General features: G+C 62.0%; 21 protein-coding genes. 10 read left to right on the top strand and 11 right to left on the bottom strand.

The window, feature by feature from the left end; genetic code table 11:
• Positions 1-12: 12 nt before the first annotated feature.
• The 3 genes from ftsY to ACST81_RS03300 all read left to right on the top strand — a co-directional run bounded on the left by ftsY (position 13) and on the right by ACST81_RS03300 (position 3,202).
• Entirely contained in the window at positions 13-1,755 is a 1,743-nt protein-coding gene (ftsY, locus tag ACST81_RS03310) for a signal recognition particle-docking protein FtsY (protein WP_438751418.1), read from the top strand.
• A 224-nt stretch (positions 1,756-1,979) separates the two neighbouring features.
• Positions 1,980-2,612, top strand: a complete 633-nt coding sequence (locus tag ACST81_RS03305) for a septation protein A (RefSeq protein WP_438751416.1) — start codon at positions 1,980-1,982, stop codon at positions 2,610-2,612.
• A 5-nt stretch (positions 2,613-2,617) separates the two neighbouring features.
• Positions 2,618-3,202, top strand: a complete 585-nt coding sequence (locus tag ACST81_RS03300; RefSeq protein WP_438753358.1) for a DUF2585 domain-containing protein — start codon at positions 2,618-2,620, stop codon at positions 3,200-3,202.
• Here ACST81_RS03300 and ACST81_RS03295 read toward each other — a convergent pair whose 3' ends face one another.
• The 6 genes from ACST81_RS03295 to ccmA form a co-directional block, all read right to left on the bottom strand.
• Entirely contained in the window at positions 3,203-3,898 is a 696-nt protein-coding gene (locus tag ACST81_RS03295) for a fumarylacetoacetate hydrolase family protein (RefSeq protein WP_438751414.1), read from the bottom strand.
• 58 nt (positions 3,899-3,956) lie between these two features.
• On the bottom strand, positions 3,957-4,568 hold the full coding sequence (locus ACST81_RS03290) for a DsbE family thiol:disulfide interchange protein (protein WP_438751413.1): 612 nt from the start codon (positions 4,566-4,568) through the stop codon (positions 3,957-3,959).
• Positions 4,565-4,735, bottom strand: coding sequence for a heme exporter protein CcmD (ccmD, locus tag ACST81_RS03285; protein WP_438751411.1), 171 nt, complete (start codon positions 4,733-4,735; stop codon positions 4,565-4,567). Before ccmD ends, ACST81_RS03290 begins: the two co-directional genes overlap by 4 nt.
• 4 nt (positions 4,736-4,739) lie before the next feature.
• Positions 4,740-5,501 carry a heme ABC transporter permease gene (locus ACST81_RS03280; RefSeq protein ID WP_438751410.1) on the bottom strand — a complete coding sequence of 254 codons (762 nt, stop codon included), beginning with the start codon at positions 5,499-5,501 and terminating at the stop codon, positions 4,740-4,742.
• A 248-nt stretch (positions 5,502-5,749) separates the two neighbouring features.
• Complete coding sequence (gene ccmB / locus ACST81_RS03275; RefSeq protein WP_438751409.1) at positions 5,750-6,409, bottom strand: heme exporter protein CcmB; 660 nt, start codon at positions 6,407-6,409, stop codon at positions 5,750-5,752.
• Between the two features lie 307 nt (positions 6,410-6,716).
• Positions 6,717-7,355, bottom strand: coding sequence for a heme ABC exporter ATP-binding protein CcmA (gene ccmA / locus ACST81_RS03270; RefSeq protein ID WP_438753357.1), 639 nt, complete (start codon positions 7,353-7,355; stop codon positions 6,717-6,719).
• A 268-nt stretch (positions 7,356-7,623) separates the two neighbouring features.
• Here ccmA and acnA point away from each other — a divergent pair, with 268 nt between their 5' ends.
• From acnA to ACST81_RS03255, 3 genes are all read left to right on the top strand, one after another.
• Entirely contained in the window at positions 7,624-10,317 is a 2,694-nt protein-coding gene (gene acnA / locus ACST81_RS03265) for an aconitate hydratase AcnA (protein ID WP_438751408.1), read from the top strand.
• 177 nt (positions 10,318-10,494) lie between these two features.
• A complete protein-coding gene (locus tag ACST81_RS03260; RefSeq protein ID WP_438751407.1) occupies positions 10,495-11,244 on the top strand; it encodes a DUF1223 domain-containing protein in 750 nt (249 codons plus the stop codon).
• A 393-nt stretch (positions 11,245-11,637) separates the two neighbouring features.
• Positions 11,638-12,051 carry a DUF2794 domain-containing protein gene (locus ACST81_RS03255; protein ID WP_438751406.1) on the top strand — a complete coding sequence of 138 codons (414 nt, stop codon included), beginning with the start codon at positions 11,638-11,640 and terminating at the stop codon, positions 12,049-12,051.
• 12 nt (positions 12,052-12,063) lie between these two features.
• On the opposite strand, the gene ACST81_RS03250 is transcribed toward ACST81_RS03255, so the two are convergent.
• Positions 12,064-12,621 carry a GNAT family N-acetyltransferase gene (locus tag ACST81_RS03250; protein ID WP_438751404.1) on the bottom strand — a complete coding sequence of 186 codons (558 nt, stop codon included), beginning with the start codon at positions 12,619-12,621 and terminating at the stop codon, positions 12,064-12,066.
• A gap of 157 nt (positions 12,622-12,778) precedes the next feature.
• Here ACST81_RS03250 and ACST81_RS03245 point away from each other — a divergent pair, with 157 nt between their 5' ends.
• Positions 12,779-14,149, top strand: coding sequence for an IS1182 family transposase (locus tag ACST81_RS03245; RefSeq protein ID WP_438751402.1), 1,371 nt, complete (start codon positions 12,779-12,781; stop codon positions 14,147-14,149).
• Positions 14,150-14,304: 155 nt separating this feature from the next.
• On the opposite strand, the gene ACST81_RS03240 is transcribed toward ACST81_RS03245, so the two are convergent.
• From ACST81_RS03240 to ACST81_RS03230, 3 genes are all read right to left on the bottom strand, one after another.
• Positions 14,305-15,048 (bottom strand): Bax inhibitor-1/YccA family protein, encoded by a 744-nt coding sequence (locus ACST81_RS03240; protein ID WP_438751400.1) that lies wholly within the window; start codon positions 15,046-15,048, stop codon positions 14,305-14,307.
• Between the two features lie 225 nt (positions 15,049-15,273).
• Positions 15,274-17,826: an ABC transporter permease gene (locus ACST81_RS03235; protein WP_438751399.1), complete on the bottom strand. Its 2,553-nt coding sequence runs from the start codon at positions 17,824-17,826 to the stop codon at positions 15,274-15,276.
• The gene (locus ACST81_RS03230; RefSeq protein ID WP_438751397.1) at positions 17,823-18,539 is read right to left on the bottom strand and encodes an ABC transporter ATP-binding protein; all 717 of its coding nucleotides are present in this window, start codon (positions 18,537-18,539) and stop codon (positions 17,823-17,825) included. The genes ACST81_RS03235 and ACST81_RS03230 overlap by 4 nt, the downstream gene beginning before the upstream one ends.
• Positions 18,540-18,662: 123 nt before the next feature.
• Here ACST81_RS03230 and ACST81_RS03225 point away from each other — a divergent pair, with 123 nt between their 5' ends.
• Together ACST81_RS03225 and thpR are read left to right on the top strand one after the other, a co-directional pair.
• Positions 18,663-19,253: an arylesterase gene (locus tag ACST81_RS03225; RefSeq protein WP_438751396.1), complete on the top strand. Its 591-nt coding sequence runs from the start codon at positions 18,663-18,665 to the stop codon at positions 19,251-19,253.
• Between the two features lie 135 nt (positions 19,254-19,388).
• Entirely contained in the window at positions 19,389-19,976 is a 588-nt protein-coding gene (gene thpR / locus ACST81_RS03220) for an RNA 2',3'-cyclic phosphodiesterase (RefSeq protein ID WP_438751395.1), read from the top strand.
• On the opposite strand, the gene ACST81_RS03215 is transcribed toward thpR, so the two are convergent.
• Positions 19,916-20,377, bottom strand: coding sequence for a low molecular weight protein-tyrosine-phosphatase (locus ACST81_RS03215; protein ID WP_438751394.1), 462 nt, complete (start codon positions 20,375-20,377; stop codon positions 19,916-19,918). The genes thpR and ACST81_RS03215 overlap by 61 nt on opposite strands.
• 102 nt (positions 20,378-20,479) lie before the next feature.
• Here ACST81_RS03215 and ACST81_RS03210 point away from each other — a divergent pair, with 102 nt between their 5' ends.
• Positions 20,480-20,797: a 4a-hydroxytetrahydrobiopterin dehydratase gene (locus ACST81_RS03210; RefSeq protein WP_438751393.1), complete on the top strand. Its 318-nt coding sequence runs from the start codon at positions 20,480-20,482 to the stop codon at positions 20,795-20,797.
• Positions 20,798-20,803: the final 6 nt, after the last annotated feature.

Raw genomic sequence — 20,803 nt, 5'->3', positions numbered from 1 at the left:
CACGGATACCCAATGGCGCTGAGCTTTCTGAAAAAGGTCTTCACCTTCGGCAAGGACAAGCCGGTGGAAGACGCGCCCGCCGCGACCCCAGCGGCCGATACCGTGATGGATGATGCCGAAGCGGTCTTCACCCCGGCTGAGTCCCGGGCGATCGAAGCCGAACTCGAGCCGCATTCGCGCACCGAGGACCTCCCCCTCGCCACCGACCCGGTCCTGTCGCAGGAAATGGAAACCGCCGGCGGCCCCGTCGCCGATACGGCCGACACGTTGGAATTCGAGACGGAAGCCGCCGACAGCGTGGACGACACCGCCGCCATCCTGCCCGCCGTTGAAGAGATCGGCGATATCGGTCTGGTACCGCTGTCGCTGCTGGAGGCGGAAGCTGCTGCCGAAAATGAAACGTCTGAGGCGATCGAGACTTCTGCGCTTGCCGACAGCTCCATACCCCCCTCTGTCCCGTTGGGACATCTCCCCCACAGGGGGGGAGATCAGAAGGAGATTGCCGAACCTTCTTCTGAAGAGGAACTGTCGATTGAGACGGCGGACGTAGCTCCGGATCTGATCTCCCCCCCTGTGGGGGAGATGTCGGCGGAGCCGACAGAGGGGGGTGAGCTTTCGGCACTCCCGACAGTCAGCAATCTCGACGAGAGCGCGCCACAGCCAATCTCCCCCCTTGAGGGGGAGATGCCCGACAGGGCAGAGGGGGGTAAGCCAGCCCCATTCGCGGAAGCCGATGAAGAGCTCCCGGCAAAGACCGCCGCCGAAATCGCCCTCCCCAAAGGCTTCGCCACCGGCCGCGCCGTCGCCGAGCCTGCAGCTGAAGCACCGAAGCAAAAGCTCACCTGGTTCCAGCGCCTGCGGCAGGGACTGTCGCGCACCTCCTCGCAGCTGACCGGCCAGATCACCGCGCTCTTCACCAAGCGCAAGCTGGATGACGAGACGCTGCAGGATCTGGAAGACCTGCTGATCCAGGCCGATCTCGGCGTCGAGACGGCCCTGCGCGTCACCGATACGCTGGCCTCCGAGCGCTATGGCAAGGATGTGACGGGCGAGGACGTCACCCGGATCATGGCGACCGAGATCACCAAGGTGCTGGCGCCGGTCGCCAAGCCCTTGCAGCTCGATCTGTCCCACAAACCGCATGTCATCCTCGTCGTCGGCGTCAACGGCACCGGCAAGACGACGACGATCGGCAAGCTCGCGGCGAAGCTGTCGGGCGCCGGCCTCAAGGTCATGCTCGCCGCCGGCGACACGTTTCGCGCGGCAGCGATCGAGCAACTGAAGATCTGGGCCGAGCGGACGAAATCCGACATCGTCTCCTCCAAGCTCGGCGCCGATGCGGCGGGTCTCGCCTATGAGGCCTTCGAGCAGGCGAAGCTGAAGAAGGCCGACGTGCTGATCATCGACACCGCCGGCCGTCTGCAGAACCGCACGGAGCTGATGGCGGAACTGGAAAAGATCGTCCGCGTGCTCGGCAAGCTCGATCCGGATGCGCCGCACACCGTGCTGCAGACGCTGGATGCCACGACTGGCCAGAACGCGCTGAACCAGGTGGAGATCTTCCGTAACGTCGCCGGCGTCAACGGCCTGATCATGACCAAGCTCGACGGCACCGCGCGCGGCGGTATTCTCGTCGCGATCTCGGCCAAGCACAAGCTGCCGGTCTATTTCATCGGCGTAGGCGAGGGCGTCGACGATCTCGAACCGTTCGAGGCCAAGGACTTCGCCGAAGCGATTGCCGGCATTGCCCATTGACCCCGTAGTTTTGCCGTTTTGCTGATGTTATAGGTTGCTCGGAACTCCGTCATCCTCGGGCTTGACCCGAGGATCCCGACACCGAACTGAACATTGAACGATCAAATGCCGAAACGCGGATGGATCCTCGGGTCAAGCCCGAGGATGACGGCGAGAGAAGCAATCCCGCATACGGGGCAAACACTCAGACAGCCCCACCGAGCAGGCACTTTAGGAACGACAGAATGTCATCGATCGAGGCGGTCAAGCCGCGCAAGGAAATCAGCCCGCTGCTCAAGATGGCGCTGGAACTCGGCCCTCTGGTGGTCTTCTTCTTCGCCAATTCGCGCGGCGAATGGCTGGGCCAGCATTTTCCGGCGCTGACCGAACTCGGCGGCCCGATCTTCATCGCCACCGGCCTGTTCATGGCAGCAACCGCGATCGCGCTGACCGCCTCCTGGATCCTTACCCGCACCCTGCCGATGATGCCGCTGATCTCCGGCGTCGTCGTCTTCGTGATGGGCGCCTTCACGCTCTATTTGCAGAACGACACGTTCATCAAGATCAAGCCGACGATCATCAACACGCTGTTCGGCGTCATCCTGCTCGGCGGCCTGCTGTTCGGAAAATCGCTGCTCGGCTATGTCTTCCACACGGCCTTCAAGCTCGATGAAGACGGCTGGCGCAAGCTCACCCTCCGCTGGGGGATTTTCTTCCTGTTCCTGGCGGTGCTCAACGAAGTGGTCTGGCGCAATTTCTCGACCGATTTCTGGGTCGCCTTCAAGGTCTGGGGCACCATGCCGATCACCATCCTGTTCACGCTGTCGCAGATGCCGGTGATCATGAAACATTCGCTGGAACAGGACACGCCCGCGTGACGACGCTGATCCCGGCGGAAAATCGCGCGCCTCGCGCAACGACGATCTGGCTGATCGCCTGCGCCGCCGTCGTACTGGCGCAGATCATCGCCGAATATTGGGCCGGCCGCACGCCGATCTGCACCTGCGGCTACATCAAGCTGTTCGAGCCGGTGGTGAACAGTCCGGGCAATTCCCAGCACCTCGCCGACTGGTACACGCCGTCGCATATCATCCACGGCTTCCTGTTCTACGCCCTTGCCCATTTCGTGCTGCGCGGCAAGCCGCTGGCGGCCAAGCTGCTCCTAGCGCTCGTCATCGAATCCGGTTGGGAAATCCTCGAAAACTCCCCTGTTATCATCGACCGCTACCGCACGGCGACAATCTCGCTCGACTATTACGGCGACAGCATTCTCAACTCGGTGATGGATACGGTCTTCATGGCACTCGGCTTCTTCTTCGCCGCCCGCGCTCCGGTCGCCGTTACCGTCGTCATCGCCATCTTCTTCGAACTCTTCACCGGCTGGCTGATCCGCGACAACCTGACGCTCAACGTGCTGATGCTGGTCTATCCGCTGGACGCGGTGAAGACTTGGCAGGGCGGCCTCTGATCAGGCGACCCGGACGGTAATCGTATCGACGCCATCCACATGGCCGACCATTTCGTCCCCCGTGACGACCGCGCCGACGCCGGCGGGCGTGCCGGAGAAGATCAGGTCTCCGGCCTTCAGTTCGAACAGACGAGACAAGGAGGCAATCATTTCCGGCACTTTCCAGAGCATCTGGTTGAGATCGCCGTTCTGGCGCAGTTCTCCATTGACCTCCAGCCAGATGGCACCAGCGGCCGGATGTCCCACCTCTGATACCGGATGCAGAATGCCGCAGGGCGCCGATGCCTCGAAGGCCTTGGCGGTTTCCCACGGCCGTCCGGCCTTCTTCGCCTCGGCCTGCAGGTCACGCCGGGTCATGTCGAGCCCGACGGCATAACCGAAGACATGATCGAGGGCACTTTCGACGGGAATATCGATACCGCCCTTGCCGAGCGCCACGATCAGTTCGACCTCGTGATGCACATCGCGGCTTTCGCTCGGATAGGGGAAATCGCTGCCCGGAGGCACCAGCGTATCGGGGTTCTTCTGGAAGAAGAACGGCGGCTCCTTGTTCGGATCGTGCCCCATCTCGATGGCATGGTCGGCGAAATTGCGGCCGACGCAATAGATGCGGTGAACAGGAAAGAGCGCATCCGTTCCCGCGACCGGCATGGTCGGGATCGGCTCGGGCGTGAAGACGTAGGTTGATTGGGTCATCTTGCTCATTCCCGCATTCATGTTCCGGCCAAGCGCAAGACCCTCGGTCCGCGCAGCCTCAATTGGTGACCGCCATGGCCTTTTCGATCGCCGGGTAAAGGCCGTCCCTCAGGCTGCGTTCGTCGAACGGACCGACACGCTTGTAGACGATGGTGCCGCTCGCATCGACGAGATAGGATTCCGGAATACCGTAGACGCCCCAGTCGATTGCCGCCTTGCCGCGCGGATCGACGCCGATGGCGGAAAAGGGATTGCCGAGTTCGCCGAGGAAGCGCAGTGCGTTCTCGGTCTTGTCCTTGTAGTTGATGCCGACCACCGTCAGACGGGGATCCTTGGACAGTTGGAGGATGAGGGGATTCTCCTCGCGGCAGGGCACGCACCAGGAGGCCCAGACATTGACCAGCGTCAGCTTGCCCTTGATGGCAGCGTCGGTCAGCGCCGGCATCGGCGCCCCATTGAAGGTCGCGCCTTCGAGCGCGGGCATGGCCAGAGACGGCGCTTTGGTGCCGATCAGGGCGGACGGAATTTCGGTTATGTTGCGGCCAGAACCGAGTTGGCTCCAGAAGATCGCGGCAAGCGCCGCGAAGATGACGAGCGGCAGGGCAGCAAGGGCAAACCGCATCTTGCCGGGACGGCCATGCTCCGGGTCGGCCGGCGTTTCGAGGTTCATTGTGCGTCTCCTGCTGGAGCCGAGCGGCGGCGAATGCCGGCGGCTTCCAGCGCCTGCAGTTCCCGGCGGCGCGACCGGCCATCGACCAGCACCCAGAGGATGAGGGAAAGCACTGTCACCGCGGCAATGCCGTAGCTGGCAAGGACATAGGCGGTATGGGTCATCATGGCGTCAAGCCTCCCGGCCAGCGGTGCGGGCCGCCTGCCGGCGCATCGAGGTCACGCGGCGACGCCAGATCTCGTTGCGCATGGCGGCGATATGCAGGGTGAAGAACAGAAGCGTGAAGGCGATCGCCATCATCAGCAGTGGCCACAGAAATTCCGGATCGATCGTCGGGCCATCCAGCCGCATGACGCTGGCCGGCTGGTGCAGCGTGTTCCACCACTCGACGGAAAACTTGATGATCGGGATATTGACGAAACCGACAAGGATCAGCACGGCCGAAACCTTGGACGCCTTGGCCGGCTCGTCGATCGCCCGGTTGAGCGCGATCAGCCCGAGATACATCAGGAAGAGGACGAAGACCGAGGTCAACCGCGCATCCCAGACCCACCAGGTGCCCCACATCGGCTTGCCCCAGAGCGAACCGGTGACCAGAGCCAGGAACGTAAACGCAGCACCGATCGGGGCGGCGGCACGGGCGGAAACATCGGCCAGCGGGTGGCGCCAGACCAGCGTACCGAGCGCCGAGATCGCCATCACCGAATAGCACATCATCGACAGCCAGGCGGACGGTACGTGCACATACATGATGCGCACCGTCTCACCCTGCTGATAATCGCCCTCGGTGGTGAAGGAGAGATAGAGGCCGATGGCAAACAGCAGCGCCGTCACCCCGGCAAACCACGGCAACACACGCCCTGCCAGGGCCAGGAACCGGGTGGGATTGGCAAGGTCGCTGAACTTGCGGATGGCCAGACTGTTTTCGCTCATGATGGTTCTTTAACGTGTAGCGCGCTTCTCTTCAATGAAGGGAAGGCTATCACATTTGCGTCAGAGCGCCGCGTGTCGCATGCATGCGAACCGCCCATTCATTCTTGGGACCAATCGTCATTCAGCTCAGGCCGAGTCGAAAATGGCGATTTTCCGAGACCGGAGCGGAGCGTACTTAAAGTACGTGAGCACCGGAAGCTCGGAGAAGCGCCATTTGCAGGCCGGCATGGGCTGAATGGCGGTTGGTCCTAGTCCGACGCGGCCCGGAGTGCAAGGGCCGCGGCGAGCGGGCCGATGACGGCGAAGAACAGGGTGACGGCTATGAGGATCAGGACGGGCGGCAGGAATGGGGCCGGATCCTGAACGGCGGCATAGGCGGCGCTGACGCCGAAGATCAGGACGGGGATGGCAAGCGGCAGGACGAGGATCGACACCAGAAGTCCGCCGCGCGGCAGTGTCACCGCCACCGCCGCGCCGGCAGCACCTATGAAGGTGATCGCCGGCGTACCGAGCAGCAGAGTCAGTGCGGTCGCACCGATCGCCACCTCGCTCATGTTCATGAACAGCCCGAGCAGCGGCGATGCGATCACCAGCGGCAACCCCGTCGCCGTCCAGTGCGCTAGGCATTTAACGAGCACGGTCAGGACCAGCGGCGTCTCCTGCATCAGCATCAGGTCGAGCGACCCGTCGTCCCGCTCGGCCTGGAACAGCCGGTCGAGCCCCAGCAGCGAGGCAAGCAGCGCGCCGATCCACAGGATCGCCGGCCCGATCCGCGACAGGAGATTGAGATCCGGCCCGACGGCAAACGGCACGACGGCGACCACGGTCATGAAGAACAAGACGCCGATCAACGCCCCGCCGCCGGCGCGCACGGACAGTTTGAGATCGCGGAGGAAGAGGGCGGTCATGCTTGAGTCCTCTGCATCCGGGGAGTCTTACCCCCCTCTGTCGGCGACGCCGACATCTCCCCCTCAAGGGGCAGGGCAATCGCATATGGAAAAATCCCCTCCCCAACCCCTCCCCACAAGGGGGAGGGGCTTAACCCGCCGCCCCGTCCATCGTTTGAAACGAGGGCCGGCGGCTGGGTCTCTCCCCCCTTGTGGGGGAGATGGCCGACAGGCCAGAGGGGGTCTTTTTCCATATGCGATTGCCCTGCCCCTTGAGGGGGAGATGTCACGAAGTGACAGAGGGGGGTGAATGCGGCAAACACGGACATCACCACACGCCCTCCCCAACACCCGTAAACCCCGTCATCCGCAGTTCCCGCGCCTCCACGCTGAGCGGCTGGTGCGTCGCTGCCACGGCGATGCCGCCGGAGCCGAGATGGCGCTTCACCAGGCCGGCGAACAGCCGGTCGGCATTGGCGTCCAGCGCCGCTGTCGGCTCGTCGAGCAGCCAGATGGGGCGGAAGGAAACGAGGAGCTTGGCCATGGCCATGCGGCGCTGCTGGCCGGCGGAGAGATAACCGAACGGCAGGTGCGAAATGCCGCCGAGCCCGAGCGCTTCCGTTGCCTCCTCGATACCGGTTCCAGTGCCACCCGCCGAATCACCCATGAAGGATTTCCAGAACGAGAGATTTTCGGCGACGGTCAGTTCGCGCTTCATCGCATTGCGGTGGCCGAGATAATGGCAGGCCTCGCGCGCATGACCGATTTCCGCAGTGCTTCCTGAGACCCGGACGGTGCCGGATTCGGCGGCCAGAAGCCCCGCCAGAACCCGCAGCAGGGTCGATTTTCCGGAGCCGTTCGCACCGGTCACGACAAGCGCCTCGCCGGCGGTGAGAACGAAGGAAATATCGTTGAAAATCAGGTCCTCGCCGCGCTTCGCACTGAGGCCTTCGACGACGAGGCTGATCGGCATTCACATTCCCTTTACGACGTTCGTCGCATGCAAAAAAATTGTATCAAATTGGTCGCGTCCGGTCTGGCACGATCTCCAGAAATTATCTATAACCGCCGCAACACGCCAGCGGTCGGCGTGAATTTCATCCTAGCGCCGAACATGGAATGATATCCACGTACGGACAGCGGAAATGGCCGTACCCGCATCCCATATCGCGCATCCCATGCGCTTCGGGCGTTCGTACGTCAGGTTTTGGCGATCAAACGGAACGGGGTATCCAGTGTCCAAATCCCTTGACAGTTTCAATTGTCGGTCGACGCTTTCGGTCAACGGCAAAGATTATGTCTATTTCAGCCTGCCGAAAGCCGAGGCGAACGGCCTTCCCGGCGTCTCGAAGCTGCCCTACTCGATGAAGGTTCTGCTCGAGAACCTGTTGCGTTTCGAAGACGGCGTGTCCGTGACCAAGGATCAGATCCTGTCGGTCGCCGCATGGCTCAGCAACAAGGGCCTGACCGAGGCTGAAATCGCCTATCGCCCGGCTCGCGTCCTGATGCAGGACTTCACCGGCGTTCCGGCCGTCGTCGACCTCGCAGCCATGCGCGACGGCATCAAGTCGCTCGGTGGCGATCCGGAAAAGATCAACCCGCTCGTTCCCGTCGACCTCGTCATCGACCACTCGGTCATCGTCGACGAATTCGGCACGCCGACCGCCTTTGCCCGCAATGTCGAGCTGGAATACCAGCGCAACGGCGAGCGCTACCGCTTCCTGAAATGGGGCCAGCAGGCCTTCAAGAATTTTCGCGTCGTTCCTCCGGGCACCGGCATCTGTCACCAGGTGAACTTCGAATATCTCGGCCAGACCGTCTGGACCAACGAGGAAGACGGCGAAACCGTCGCTTATCCCGATACTTGCGTCGGCACCGATTCGCACACCACGATGATCAACGGCTTGGGCGTTCTCGGCTGGGGCGTCGGCGGTATCGAAGCGGAAGCCTCGATGCTCGGCCAGCCGGTGTCCATGCTGCTGCCCGAGGTCATCGGCTTCAAGCTGACCGGCAAGCTGAAGGAAGGCGTCACCGCGACCGACCTCGTGCTCACCGTCGTGCAGATGCTGCGCAAGAAGGGCGTCGTTTCGAAATTCGTCGAATTCTTCGGCCCGGGCATGGACAACATGCCGGTCGCCGACCGCGCCACGATCGGCAATATGGGTCCCGAATATGGCGCGACCTGCGGCTTCTTCCCGGTCGATGCCGAAACCGTCAACTACCTCAACATGTCCGGCCGCACCAAGGACCGCATCGCGCTCGTCGAAGCCTATTCGAAGGCGCAGGGCATGTGGCGCGATAATGACGGCTCCGACCTCGTCTTCACCGATACGCTGGAACTCGACTTGGGCGATGTCGTGCCCTCGATGGCTGGCCCGAAGCGTCCGGAAGGCCGCATCCCGCTGGAAAACATCGCCTCCGGCTTCGCCGGTTCGATGGACACCGAGTACAAGAAGCCGGGCCAGCTGGAAAACCGCTATGCGGTCGAAGGCACCGATTTCGACCTCGGCCACGGCGACGTGGCGATTGCTGCCATCACGTCCTGCACCAACACCTCCAATCCGAGCGTCCTGATCGCTGCCGGCCTGCTCGCCCGCAACGCCGTTGCCAAGGGACTGAAGTCGGCACCGTGGGTAAAGACGTCGCTGGCTCCGGGATCGCAGGTCGTCGGCGAATATCTCGCCAAGTCCGGCCTGCAGACCTCGCTCGACGCGCTCGGCTTCAACCTCGTCGGCTTCGGCTGCACCACCTGCATCGGCAATTCCGGCCCGCTGCCGGCACCGATCTCCAAGACGATCAACGACAAGGGCCTCATCGTTTCGGGCGTGCTTTCGGGCAACCGCAACTTCGAAGGCCGTATCTCGCCCGACGTCCAGGCCAACTACCTCGCTTCGCCGCCGCTCGTCGTTGCCTATGCGCTCGCCGGCACGGTGCGGAAGGACCTGACCACGGAGCCGCTGGGCATCGGTAGCGATGGAAATCCGGTCTTTCTCAAGGACGTCTGGCCAACCTCTGCCGAAGTGCAGGAGTTCATCCAGAAATACGTCACCCGCGAATTGTTCGAGAGCAAGTATGCCGACGTCTTCAAGGGCGATGAAAACTGGCAGGCCGTGCAGATTCCGGACGGCGACACCTATGCGTGGGACAATAACTCCACTTATGTGCAAAACCCGCCTTACTTCGTCGGCATGGGCAAGACCGGCTCGGGCCTGAAGAACATCAAGGGCGCCCGCGTGCTGGGCCTGTTCGGCGACAAGATCACCACCGACCACATTTCCCCGGCCGGTTCGATCAAGGCCGCCTCACCGGCTGGTGCCTACCTCACCGAGAACGGCGTCGCGGTCGCGGACTTCAACCAGTACGGCACGCGCCGCGGCAATCATGAAGTCATGATGCGCGGCACCTTCGCCAATATCCGCATCCGCAACCACATGCTCGGCCCCAACGGCAAGGAAGGTGGCTACACCATCCACTATCCGTCGAAGGAAGAGATGTCGATCTACGACGCGGCCATGATGTACAAGGACGAGGGCACGCCGCTGGTCATCTTCGCCGGCGTCGAATACGGCAACGGTTCGTCGCGCGACTGGGCTGCCAAGGGCACCAACCTGCTCGGCGTCAAGGCTGTCATCGCCCAGTCCTTCGAGCGTATCCATCGCTCGAACCTGGTCGGCATGGGCGTCGTTCCCTTCGTCTTCGAAGAGGGCATGACCTGGGCTTCGCTGAACCTGAAGGGTGACGAGATCGTCGAGATCGACGGTCTCGAAGGCGACATCAAGCCGCGCGAGTGGAAGATCGCCAAGATCACCTACGGCGATGGCACGGTGAAGGAAATCAACATCCTTTGCCGCATCGATACCCTCGACGAGGTAACCTACATGAACAATGGCGGCATCCTGCAGACCGTTCTGCGCGACCTCGCCGCCTGATCCATCCGGGATTGAAAAGCATGAAGCCGGGGCTTGAAAAAGTCCCGGCTTTTGCATGAATGGCTTGTCCTTCCGATGCCGCGTTTCTCACTCCAACGTGACTTTCTGTTGAAGTCCGACCGGCGTATGTAGGATCATCAAATGCAAAGCCGCCCGCCTACTGAAATGGAAATTCCGATGTCCGGATCACGTCCCGTTCGCAGCATCCTGCTTGCCCTTGGCCTTGGCCTCGTGGCGCTGCCCGTCGCTGCCGGCGAACAGCAGGGCGTGGTCGAACTGTTCACCAGCCAGGGCTGCTCGTCCTGTCCGCCTGCCGATGCCGCGCTGAAGTCGCTGATCGACGAGGGCAAGGTCGTGGCGCTCGCCTATCACGTCGATTACTGGAACTATCTCGGCTGGGCCGACACGCTGGCGACCAAGGACAATACCGCGCGGCAGTATGCCTATGCCAAGATGCTGGGCCGCAACGGTGTCTACACGCCCCAGGCCGTGCTCAACGGCCGCGATCATATCAACGGCGCCGACCTGAAGGGCATCAACGGCAAGCTCGAAGCGATGAATATTGCCGGCAAGGGCTTGGCTGTTCCGGTCGATGCCGCGGTGCGTGAGGACGAGATCGACATCAAGATCGGCGCAGGCGACGGCAAGGCCAATGTCGTGGTCGTCTATTTCAATCGCCAGCAGTTCGTCGATGTCAAGAAGGGCGAAAACAGCGGCCGTAAGATTTCCTACTGGCATGCGGTTCGCGATATCCAGACGATCGGCATGTGGGACGGCAAACCGGCGAGCTTCGTATTGCCGGCCTCCATCCTGAAAGAGGGCGAAAATGGCGGTTGCGCCGTGCTCTTGCAGAAGATGAAGGACGACGAGACACCCGGTCCGATCCTCGGCGCGGCGACCGTCATGGCTGGCAACGCCGCCAACTGAAGGCACGGTTTCAGGTTCGGCCCGGCAGCATCGAGGGGCTGGGGCTGAGGGTTCGAAGATGCCGGACCGAACCGGCCATATTCGACGACGACGGGGCGTCGCCGCGACTATGGCATGAGGAGTGACCGCGCCAGAACAGGCGCATTGGCCAGGCACTCCCACTGCGACCTCATCGAATCAACAACGGCGTTCGATGAGACGCGCAGGCCGACGAAAGGGATGATGCCCTGAGGTCGGCGGTCGGGAGTGTCGATTCGAAATGGGGCGCGGTTTGGGCTGAAATGCGGCAGGCTGTAAAAAGTCTGCGTGCGCTGCGTCCGCTTGCGGCTTGCATTTCGACAAAGGTCAGGCACACTGTAACGGTCCTGTCACAAAACCAAGGCCGGAGTACAGATGACCGATCAGCCGGATTTGCCGCGAGGCGAGACCCGTTCCGAGAGGCAGCAAACGTCCAATGTGGTTGTCCATCTGCAAGACTATCGCAGCAGCAACGGCAATCAGGAGCAACTCCCCGTTACCTTCCATCGCAGGGAACTCGACCTGATCCTCAGGGTCTACGGCCGCATGGTCGGCGAAGGCGAGTGGCGCGACTACGCGATGGACCATCTGCGAGAAAAGGCCGTGTTTTCGGTGTTCAAACGCTCTGGCGAAATGCCGCTGTTCCGCATCGAGAAGAACCCCAAACTGGCGGCAAAGCAGGGTGCCTACAGCGTCATCAACACCAACGGCATGATCCTGAAGCGCGGACACGAGCTACAGCAGGTGCTGAAAGTGTTCGACAAAATGCTGAAGGTCATCGAGACCTGAGTCTTTTCCGTCTTACTTGCGATAGAGCGTGTCCGGATAGACATCCGGCTGCGGATCGGTCGTCGTCCCCTCGCCGAGCGCGAGTTGCATGATGATCGTATCGAGCCAGCGGCCGTGCTTGAAGCCGGTGCCCTTCATCAATCCCCCATGCTCGAAACCGGCCGCGCGATGCACCGCGACCGAGGCCGGATGCGCGCCGCCAATGACGGCCACCATCTGGCGAAAGCCGAGCGCCGTGCAGCGACGGATGAGCTCGGCCAGCAACGCCTTGCCGACCCTCTGCCCGCGTGCTTCCGGCGCCAGATAGATCGAATCCTCGACGATGAACCGATAGGCCGTTCGGGTGCGAAAGGCCGAGGCGTAGGCATAGCCGAGCAATGCACCCTCTGGATCGACGGCGGCGATATAGGGATAGCCGTTGCCGATGATCGTGGAGAAGCGCTCCGTCATTTCCGCCTCGCCGGGCGGCGTCATCTCATAGGAGGCGACGCCGTTCAGCACCGAGTCTTCGTAGATCTCCGTTATGGCCGGGATATCGGAAAGGGTTGCGTCACGGAGGGTGAAGGACATTAGAAAGCCTGGCTGGAAAGATCCAAACCCGTCCTCCCACATCGGCGCCAATCGATCAACCCGGCGCAAATGCAGGCAACAAAAAAGGCGGCCGAAGCCGCCTTCAGACTGCTGACAAACCTCTGGCCACAGCCAGGGGTTTGTGATTCAGTGGGACATGTTGAAGAAACCTGCTCCCGAACAGACGGCTCTCGAGATGGTGACGCTCGATGGGCTGGTTCCAAAGGATCATCTGCTTCGCAAGATCGATGCGGTGATCGACTTCTCCTTCATCCATGACCGCGTTGCCGGGCACTACTGCGCCGACAACGGCCGGCCGGCCCTCGATCCGACCTGCATGTTCAAGGCGCTGTTCATCGGCTACCTGTTCGGGATACGCTCGGAGCGGCAGTTGGTGCGCGAGATCGAAGTCAACGTCGCCTATCGGTGGTTCTTGCGGATGAAGCTGACCGACCCGGTCTTTGATGCCTCGACGCTGTCGCAGAACCGCCGCCGTCGCTTCAAGGATACCGACGTGGCGCAGGATATCTTCGATGCGATCGTCGAGCAGGCGATCCGGCACGGCCTGGTCGATGGCACGGTGCTGTACACGGATTCGACGCATCTGAAGGCCAATGCCAACAAGGGCAAGTACGACTTGGAGATGATTGCCAAGTCACGCGCCGACTACTGGACCGATCTCGACCGGGCAATCGAGGCGGAGCGCGCCGCCCATGGCCAGAAGCCGTTGAAGGAAAAAGAGCGCGAGCCTATGGTGAAGGAAACCAAGGTCAGCCGCACCGACTCGGACAGCGGCTATATGGTGCGCGACGGCAAGCCCAAGGGCTTCTTTTACTTGGATCATCGCACGGTGGATGGCCGCCATGCCATCATCACCGACACCCATGTGACACCTGCCAATGTGCATGACAGCATCGTCTACCTCGAACGCCTCGACCGGCAGCGCGCGCGCTTCGACTTCAACGTCGGTGCGGTGGGGCTCGACGCGGGCTATGCCACGTCGGGCATCGCCAAGGGACTGGAGGACAGAGACATCCTCGGAGTGACCGGCTATCGCAACCCGACACCGCCCAAGGCCGGGATGATGCGCAAGTCGAAGTTCGTCTACGAGCCCGAGACGGACGGCTATCGCTGCCCTCAGGGCCAGTTGCTGACCTATGCCACCACCGACCGCACCGGCTACAAGCATTACGGCTCCGACCCCGCCCTCTGCCGTGACTGCCCGCTGCTTGCCTCCTGCACCTCTAACGCCAAAGCAGAGCGCACCATCACCCGCCATGTCTGGCAAGATGCCCGCGAGCGAACAGACGCTCATCGCAAGACGCCTTGGGGCAAGGCGATTTACAAGCGGCGAAAGGAGACGGTCGAGCGCTCCTTTGCCGACGCCAAACAGCTTCACGGCCATCGTTATGCACGCTTCCGCGGCCTGATCAAAGTCAGATGGCAATGCCTTCTCGCCGCCGCCGCGCAGAACATCAAAAAGATCGCAACCGCAATGACCAAGGCTTCAAAGCCCGCCTGGGGATAAGGCCATGGCCCGCTTCGGATAACACTACCCGGCCGCACAAACACTACCTGAGCGCGCACTCCACAAACAAGAAAACCCGCCGAGAAAAATCGACGGGTTTGTCAGCAGTCTGAAGGCGGCCGAAGCCGCCTTTTCCGTCAGACCGATTGTTTGGACTATTCGCGGTTTCCGAGGAAACGCAGCATGAACAGGAACAGGTTGATGAAGTCGAGATAGAGGGTCAGCGCGCCCATGATGGCTTTGCGGCCGGCGGCCTCGGTGCTATCTGCTTCATAGTACATTTCCTTGATCTTCTGGGTATCGTAGGCGGTGAGGCCTGCGAAGATCAGAACGCCGATGACCGAGATCGCGAATTCCAGCGCGGTCGAGCCGAGGAAGATGTTGACGATCGAGGCGATGATCAGGCCGAACAGACCCATCATCAGGAACGAGCCCATGCCCGACAGGTCACGCTTGGTGGTGTAGCCGAAGAGCGAGAGGGCGCCGAACGACGCCGCCGTGATGAAGAACGTCTGGGTGATGCTCTGGCCGGTATAGACCAGGAAGATCGACGACAGCGACAGACCCATCAGACCGGCATAGACCCAGAATGTGGTCTGCGCAGCCGATACGCTCATCGAATTGATGCGGAAGCTCATGTAGAACACCAGCGCCAGCGGAGCGAGCATGATGACCCACTTCAGCGGGCTCACGTAGATCGCCTGACCGAACGCCGTCAGCTGTCCGTCGGCAAATGCGAACTGGAATGCGGCAAAGGCAGCGATACCGGTGATCGCCAGACCAAGGGCCATCAGGTTGTACACCTTGAGCATATAGGTGCGCAGACCTTCATCGATTACGGCCCCCGCCTGTGCGCCGGCAGGCGACACTCGGGTTTGGTAGTTTCTAAGATCAGCCATTGTTTCCTCTATATAAGCCCCGGTTACGTTTACGGTGTCGGGCTGCAAGGGCGCATCCTCTGAAGGTGCCAGCCACTTGACCCAGGCGCCGCTGCGGGGCTCCAGCATGCCTGAAACGAATATGATGTCGAAATATGACTTGCACAAGACCGCCATGCCGCCGAATCGCACGAAAACCCGCTCCAGGAGGGTTTTGCGGCATAACGTTAACGGTTAACTGCCGCCTCAGAGTTCTCGCAGAACGGGTGCGGCCTTCTGCCCGAGCACCCTCCAGGTGCCGGCCAGACCGAAGCCGACGGTGACGACAAGGGCGACGGCCATGGTGCCGAACGCCACGTCCGGCAGGAAGGACGAGGGCAACGTCATGATCCTGTTGACCACGAACCAGGCCGCGACGCCGCCGGCAAACAGGGCGAAGATCGCCGTCGAGGCCCCGAGAATGGCATATTCGTAGCAGAAGGCGCGGATCAGCGTCGCCCGCGTCGCGCCCAGCGTCTTCAGCACCACGGCATCATGGGTTCGCGCCCGGTTGCCTGCTGCAAGCGCACCGGCGAGAACCAGGACGGAGGCGATCAGCGCCACCGCGGCAGCGGCGCGGATGGCCGTCGCCAGCTGGCCGACCAGCACGTTGATGATATCGAGCGCATCCTTGACGCGCACGCTGGTGATCGTCGGATAGGTGTTGGTCACGGCCTTGAGCGCGGCCGCCTCCTGCTCGGCCGTCGCCTTCGGATCGATGACGGTGGCAAGCCAGGCATGCGGCGCGCCGGCAAAGGTGTTCGGCGAAAAGACCATGACGAAATTGATCGACAGCGATTCCCACTCGACCTTGCGGAAATTGGAAATCCGCGCGGTGATGTTGCGCCCGAGCACATTGACCGTGACCGTATCGCCGATCTTCAGGCCGAGTTCACCTGCCTCCTCGGCCGAAAACGAGACCAGCGGTTCGCCGGCATAGTCCGGAGCCCACCATTCGCCTTGCGTCAGCGACGAGTTTTCCGGCCGGTTCTTGGCATAGGTAATGCCGCGATCGCCGCGCAAAACCCATTGGCCGGCCGGCGGGACGGTCATCTTCGTTACGTCCTGACCGTTGAAGGCAAGGATACGGCCGCGCAGCATCGGCACTTCGATGACCTTGCCGTCGGGAAAATTCTTGTCCAAGAGCGCACGAAATCCTTCGACCTCGGTGCCCTGGATATCGACGAAGAAGAAGTTCGGCGCGCGCTCCGGCAGGTTGCCGGTGAGTTCGCGCCGCAGGTTGCCGTCGATCAGGGCAAGCGTCACCAGCAGGGCAAGGCCGAGACCGAGCGACAGCACGACCGACGGCGTCAGCGCGCCGGGGCGATGGATATTGCCGATGGCAAGACGAAGCGCCGGTGAACTGACCCGCGGCGCGCGGCGTGCCAGCATCGCGACCAGGATGGCGACGCCGCGCAGCACGACGAAGGAGAAGGCGATGGCGCCGAGAAAGGTGAGCGAGATCGTCCGGTCATAGGCCGTGAAGATGGCAAGCCCGGCCAATGCACCAAGGCAGATGGCAGCAGCAAGCAGATAGGGCCAGGAGGGAAGGCGAGCGCGCTCGAAGCCCTGCTCGCGGAACAGCGCCGTCGCCGGGACTTCGCGGGCACGACCGAGCGGCAGGATGGCGAAGGCAAGCGCGGTCAGGATACCGAACAGGGCGGCAAGCCCGAGAGCGCCGGGATAAAGCTGGAACGCCGTAGAGACCGGCAGCACGCCGGACAGGAACTGCGCGGCGACGAACGGAATGAAAGCGCCGAGCACCAGTCCGATGGCAATGCCGATCAGTGCGATCAGCAGGATCTGCATGAGGTAGATCGTCGTGACCATCGAGGCCGGCGCGCCGACGCATTTGAACGTGGCGATGACGCCGCGCTTGGAATCGAGATAGGAGCGCACCGCATTGGCGACGCCGACACCCCCGACGATCAGCGCCGTCAGGCCGACGAGGGTGAGGAACTGCGAGAAGCGTGTGATATTCGCCGTCAGCGCCGGGGCGGCATTTTGACTGGTGCGGATCGACCACCCCGCCTGCGGAAACTTCTCTTCCGCCTGCTTGCGAAGCGCCGGAACGGTTGCGGGATCAGCCACCTTCACCTTGTAGACATGTTCGACGAGGCTGCCGGTCTGGACAAGCCCCGAGGCCGTCAGCGCCTCGTCCGATACCAGAAGGCGCGGCGCGAAACCGAAGCCCTCGGACAAGGCGTCCGGCTCCCGCTTGATCACGCCGGCCACCCGAATCCGGGCCTTGCCGAGCAGGATTTCATCGCCGGTCGTGATGTTGAGACGCTCCAGCAACAGCGGTGCCGCAAGCGCGTTATAGACGTCTCCGTCCTTCGCGATCATCTCGGCAAGCGGCGCCGCCGGCTCGCTTTCGAGCGTGCCGTAAAGCGGATAGACGCCATCGACGGCCTTGAGTTCGACCAGCGCCTGATTGGAGCCATCCGGCAGCCGCGCCATCGAGCGCAGGCCGGACGACACGGCAACCGTGCCCATACTGTCGATAAAAGCCTTTTCCTCATCCGTGGCGACGCGATTGTTAAGTTCGAAGCGAATGTCGGCGGCCAGCAGTTCGCGGCCCTGGCTGGCGATTGAACCGGTGATCGACTGCGATAAGGAATTGACCCCGGCGATCGCCGCGGTGCCGAGGGCCACGCAGGCGAGGAAGATATAGAAACCCTTCAACCCGCCGCGCATTTCGCGCAGCGCCAGGCGAAGGGCAAGCCCGAGACGAAAACCGCTTCCGGCAGCGACACTCATGCGGGGACTGCCTGCGAGCGCGACGAGGATTGGGTTTCGCCCGCCGAGACGATCTCGCCCGAGCGGACGCGGACCTGCCGCGAGCAACGGGTGGCAAGCGACGCATCATGCGTCACCAGGATGAGCGTCATGTCGCGCTCGGCCTGCTTGGAGAAGATGAGATCGGCAACCTGCCGTCCGGTTTCCGCATCGAGATTGCCGGTCGGTTCATCGGCGATCAGCAGCTTCGGCGAGGGTGCCAGCGCCCGGGCGATGGCAACGCGCTGCTGCTCGCCACCGGACAGCTGGCCCGGATAGTGCGACAGCCGCTCGCCGAGACCGACAGAAACCAGTTCCTTGCGGGCGATCTCGAAGGCATTCGGGACATTCGCCAATTCGAGCGGCACCGCGACATTTTCCAGCGCCGTCATGTTCGGAATAAGGTGAAAGGATTGAAAGACGATGCCGATATTGCGGCCACGGAATTCGGCGACGCGGTCCTCGCTCAGGCCATGCAGCGGCGTGCCGTCAATGACGATTTCGCCGCTGTCCAGCCGCTCGAGGCCGGCAAGAACCATCAGCAATGTCGACTTGCCGGAGCCCGATGGTCCGACGATCCCGACCGATTCCCCGGCGCCGATGGTCAGATCCATGCCCTTCAGCACATGAACGGAAGCGGCGGCCTGCCCAAGGGTCAGATCCGCATTTTTCAGGTCGATCATGGTTTTTGCCAAAGGAAATTACCCTATATGTAAAATATCGAAATGGCCGCAACGGCTGACTTTTACCGATTTAAGGGCGCTGGCATGCGAATAAAAGGTTTCCATACATTTTTGTTGGCGATCACGACAATTGTGATGACCGCGACCGCAGGCGCCTGCGCGACGCTCAATATCGTCGGTTTCGGCGACAGCCTGATGGCCGGCTACCAGCTGCCGCCGGAAGACGCCTTTCCCGCCCGTCTCGAAAAGGCCCTCCGCGAGAAGGGTCATGACGTGACGATCAGCAATGCCGGCGTTTCCGGAGACACGACGTCGGGCGGTCTTGCACGTATCGACTGGTCGGTGCCGGATGGCACCAAGGGTGTCATCCTGGAACTGGGCGCCAACGACGCCCTGCGCGGGATCGCGCCGGAGGAAAGCCGCAAGAACCTGGTGGCGATGATTGAAAAGCTGAAATCGCGCGGCATCGCCGTGCTTTTGGTCGGGATCATGGCACCGCCGAACATGGGCGACGACTATGCCGGCCGCTTCAATCCGATCTATCCGGAACTGGCCAAGACCTATGGCCTCGAAATGTACCCGTTCTTCCTCGACGGGGTGGTCGGCGTGGCCGGTACGCAGCTTGAGGATGGCATGCATCCGAACGGCACCGGCGTCGGCGTCATGGTCGACCGGTTCCTGCCCATTGCCGAGCGATTCATCGGCTCGCTTTCGACCGGAGGTTAACTGTCCGAGAAAAAATCGCTTGTTCAGAGACTGTTAATGGCATTGGATAAATATTGCAGGTGCGAAATTGTAATTGCGTGCAGACGCCGGTCATGATTCGCTGAGGCATCTGCCAAGAGATTCGGGGAGCTCGACATGCCGAGACTTTTCACCGCCCTCGAGATACCGCGTAATGCCGCGATGAGCCTTTCATTGTTGCGTGGTGGTCTACCCGGTGCCCGCTGGATCGATGTGGAGAATTACCACATCACACTCCGCTTCATCGGCGACGTCGACAATCGCACCGCCGACGAGATCGTCGATCAGCTTGACAGGATCGAACGCCCGGAATTCCAGCTGCAACTGACCGGCACCGGCGCCTTCGGATCGAAAAAACCCCATTCCGTCTGGGCCGGCGTCAGCAACCCGCCGGAACTCTATGCCCTCCAGGCCGAAATCGAACGCATCTGCCAGAGGCTTCGCCTGCCGGCCGATCCGCGCAAGTTCACGCCGCACGTGACGCTCGGCCGGCTCAGATCCTCCCGCGTCGAGGATGTCGTACGCTACCTCTCGGGGCGCGGCGGCTTCTATACCAACCCTTTCACCGTCTCGCGCTTCGTGCTCCTGTCGTCGCGCGATTCCGTCGGCGGCGGCCCTTATGTGACCGAAGAGGTCTTCCCGCTTTACGAAAGCCGCTCCAGCTTGCCGACGAGCGACGAGCATCCTTCCGACAATAGGTGGTAGACGGTCTCGAAACCTTCCGGGCCTTCGTAATAGGGATCGGGAATATCTCGATCCTGCCCAAGCGTGAAATCGAGGAACAGATGCCCCTTGCCGGCTGATCCGGCCGGCGCCAAGGCCTTGAGATTGGCGAGATTGCTGCGGTCCATGGCCAGGATCAGATCGAAATCCTCGAAATCGCCGACATGAACCTTGCGGCCGCGCTGGCCGGCAATGTCGATGCCGTGGCGTCTTGCCACCGCGATCGAGCGCCTGTCGGGTGGATCGCCAATATGCCAACCGCCGGTTCCAGCGGAATCGACCTCGATCGGGCGATCCTGCGCCTGATATCGGAGAATGCCCTCTGCCAGCGGCGAGCGGCAGATATTGCCGAGACAGACGAAGAGAATTCTGACAGGTTTCATGCTATCCAGATGGTTCGCGACACAAGCCTGAACCTATCCGCCGCTGCCGCGTTGTGGAACCGCAATATCCGGCACCGGCCAGACAATAGCGAGGGAATCACGATGAAGCAGGAAAAGCTGAGCTCGGAAACGGTCGCCGAAAACCTTCACAAGATGGAAGGCTGGGTGCTTTCGGAGGACGGATCATCGATCTGGAAGGCCTTTCGCTTCAAGACATTCGTCGAGGCCTTCGGCTTCATGACCGAGTGCGCGATCTCGGCCGAAAAGCTCAACCACCATCCCGAATGGTTCAACGTCTACAACAAGGTGGACGTGACGCTGACCACGCATGATTCCAAGGGATTGACCGAGCTGGACTTCAAGCTTGCGGCGAAGATGGACCATGCGGCGGCCGGACGCATGCCGGATCATCTGAAGTAGCACTCT

The organism is Pararhizobium sp. O133, from assembly GCF_051669845.1.
GTDB lineage: Bacteria > Pseudomonadota > Alphaproteobacteria > Rhizobiales > Rhizobiaceae > Pararhizobium.
Note: the sequence above shows the minus strand (reverse complement) of the source record. Positions and strands in the feature narration are given on the sequence as shown.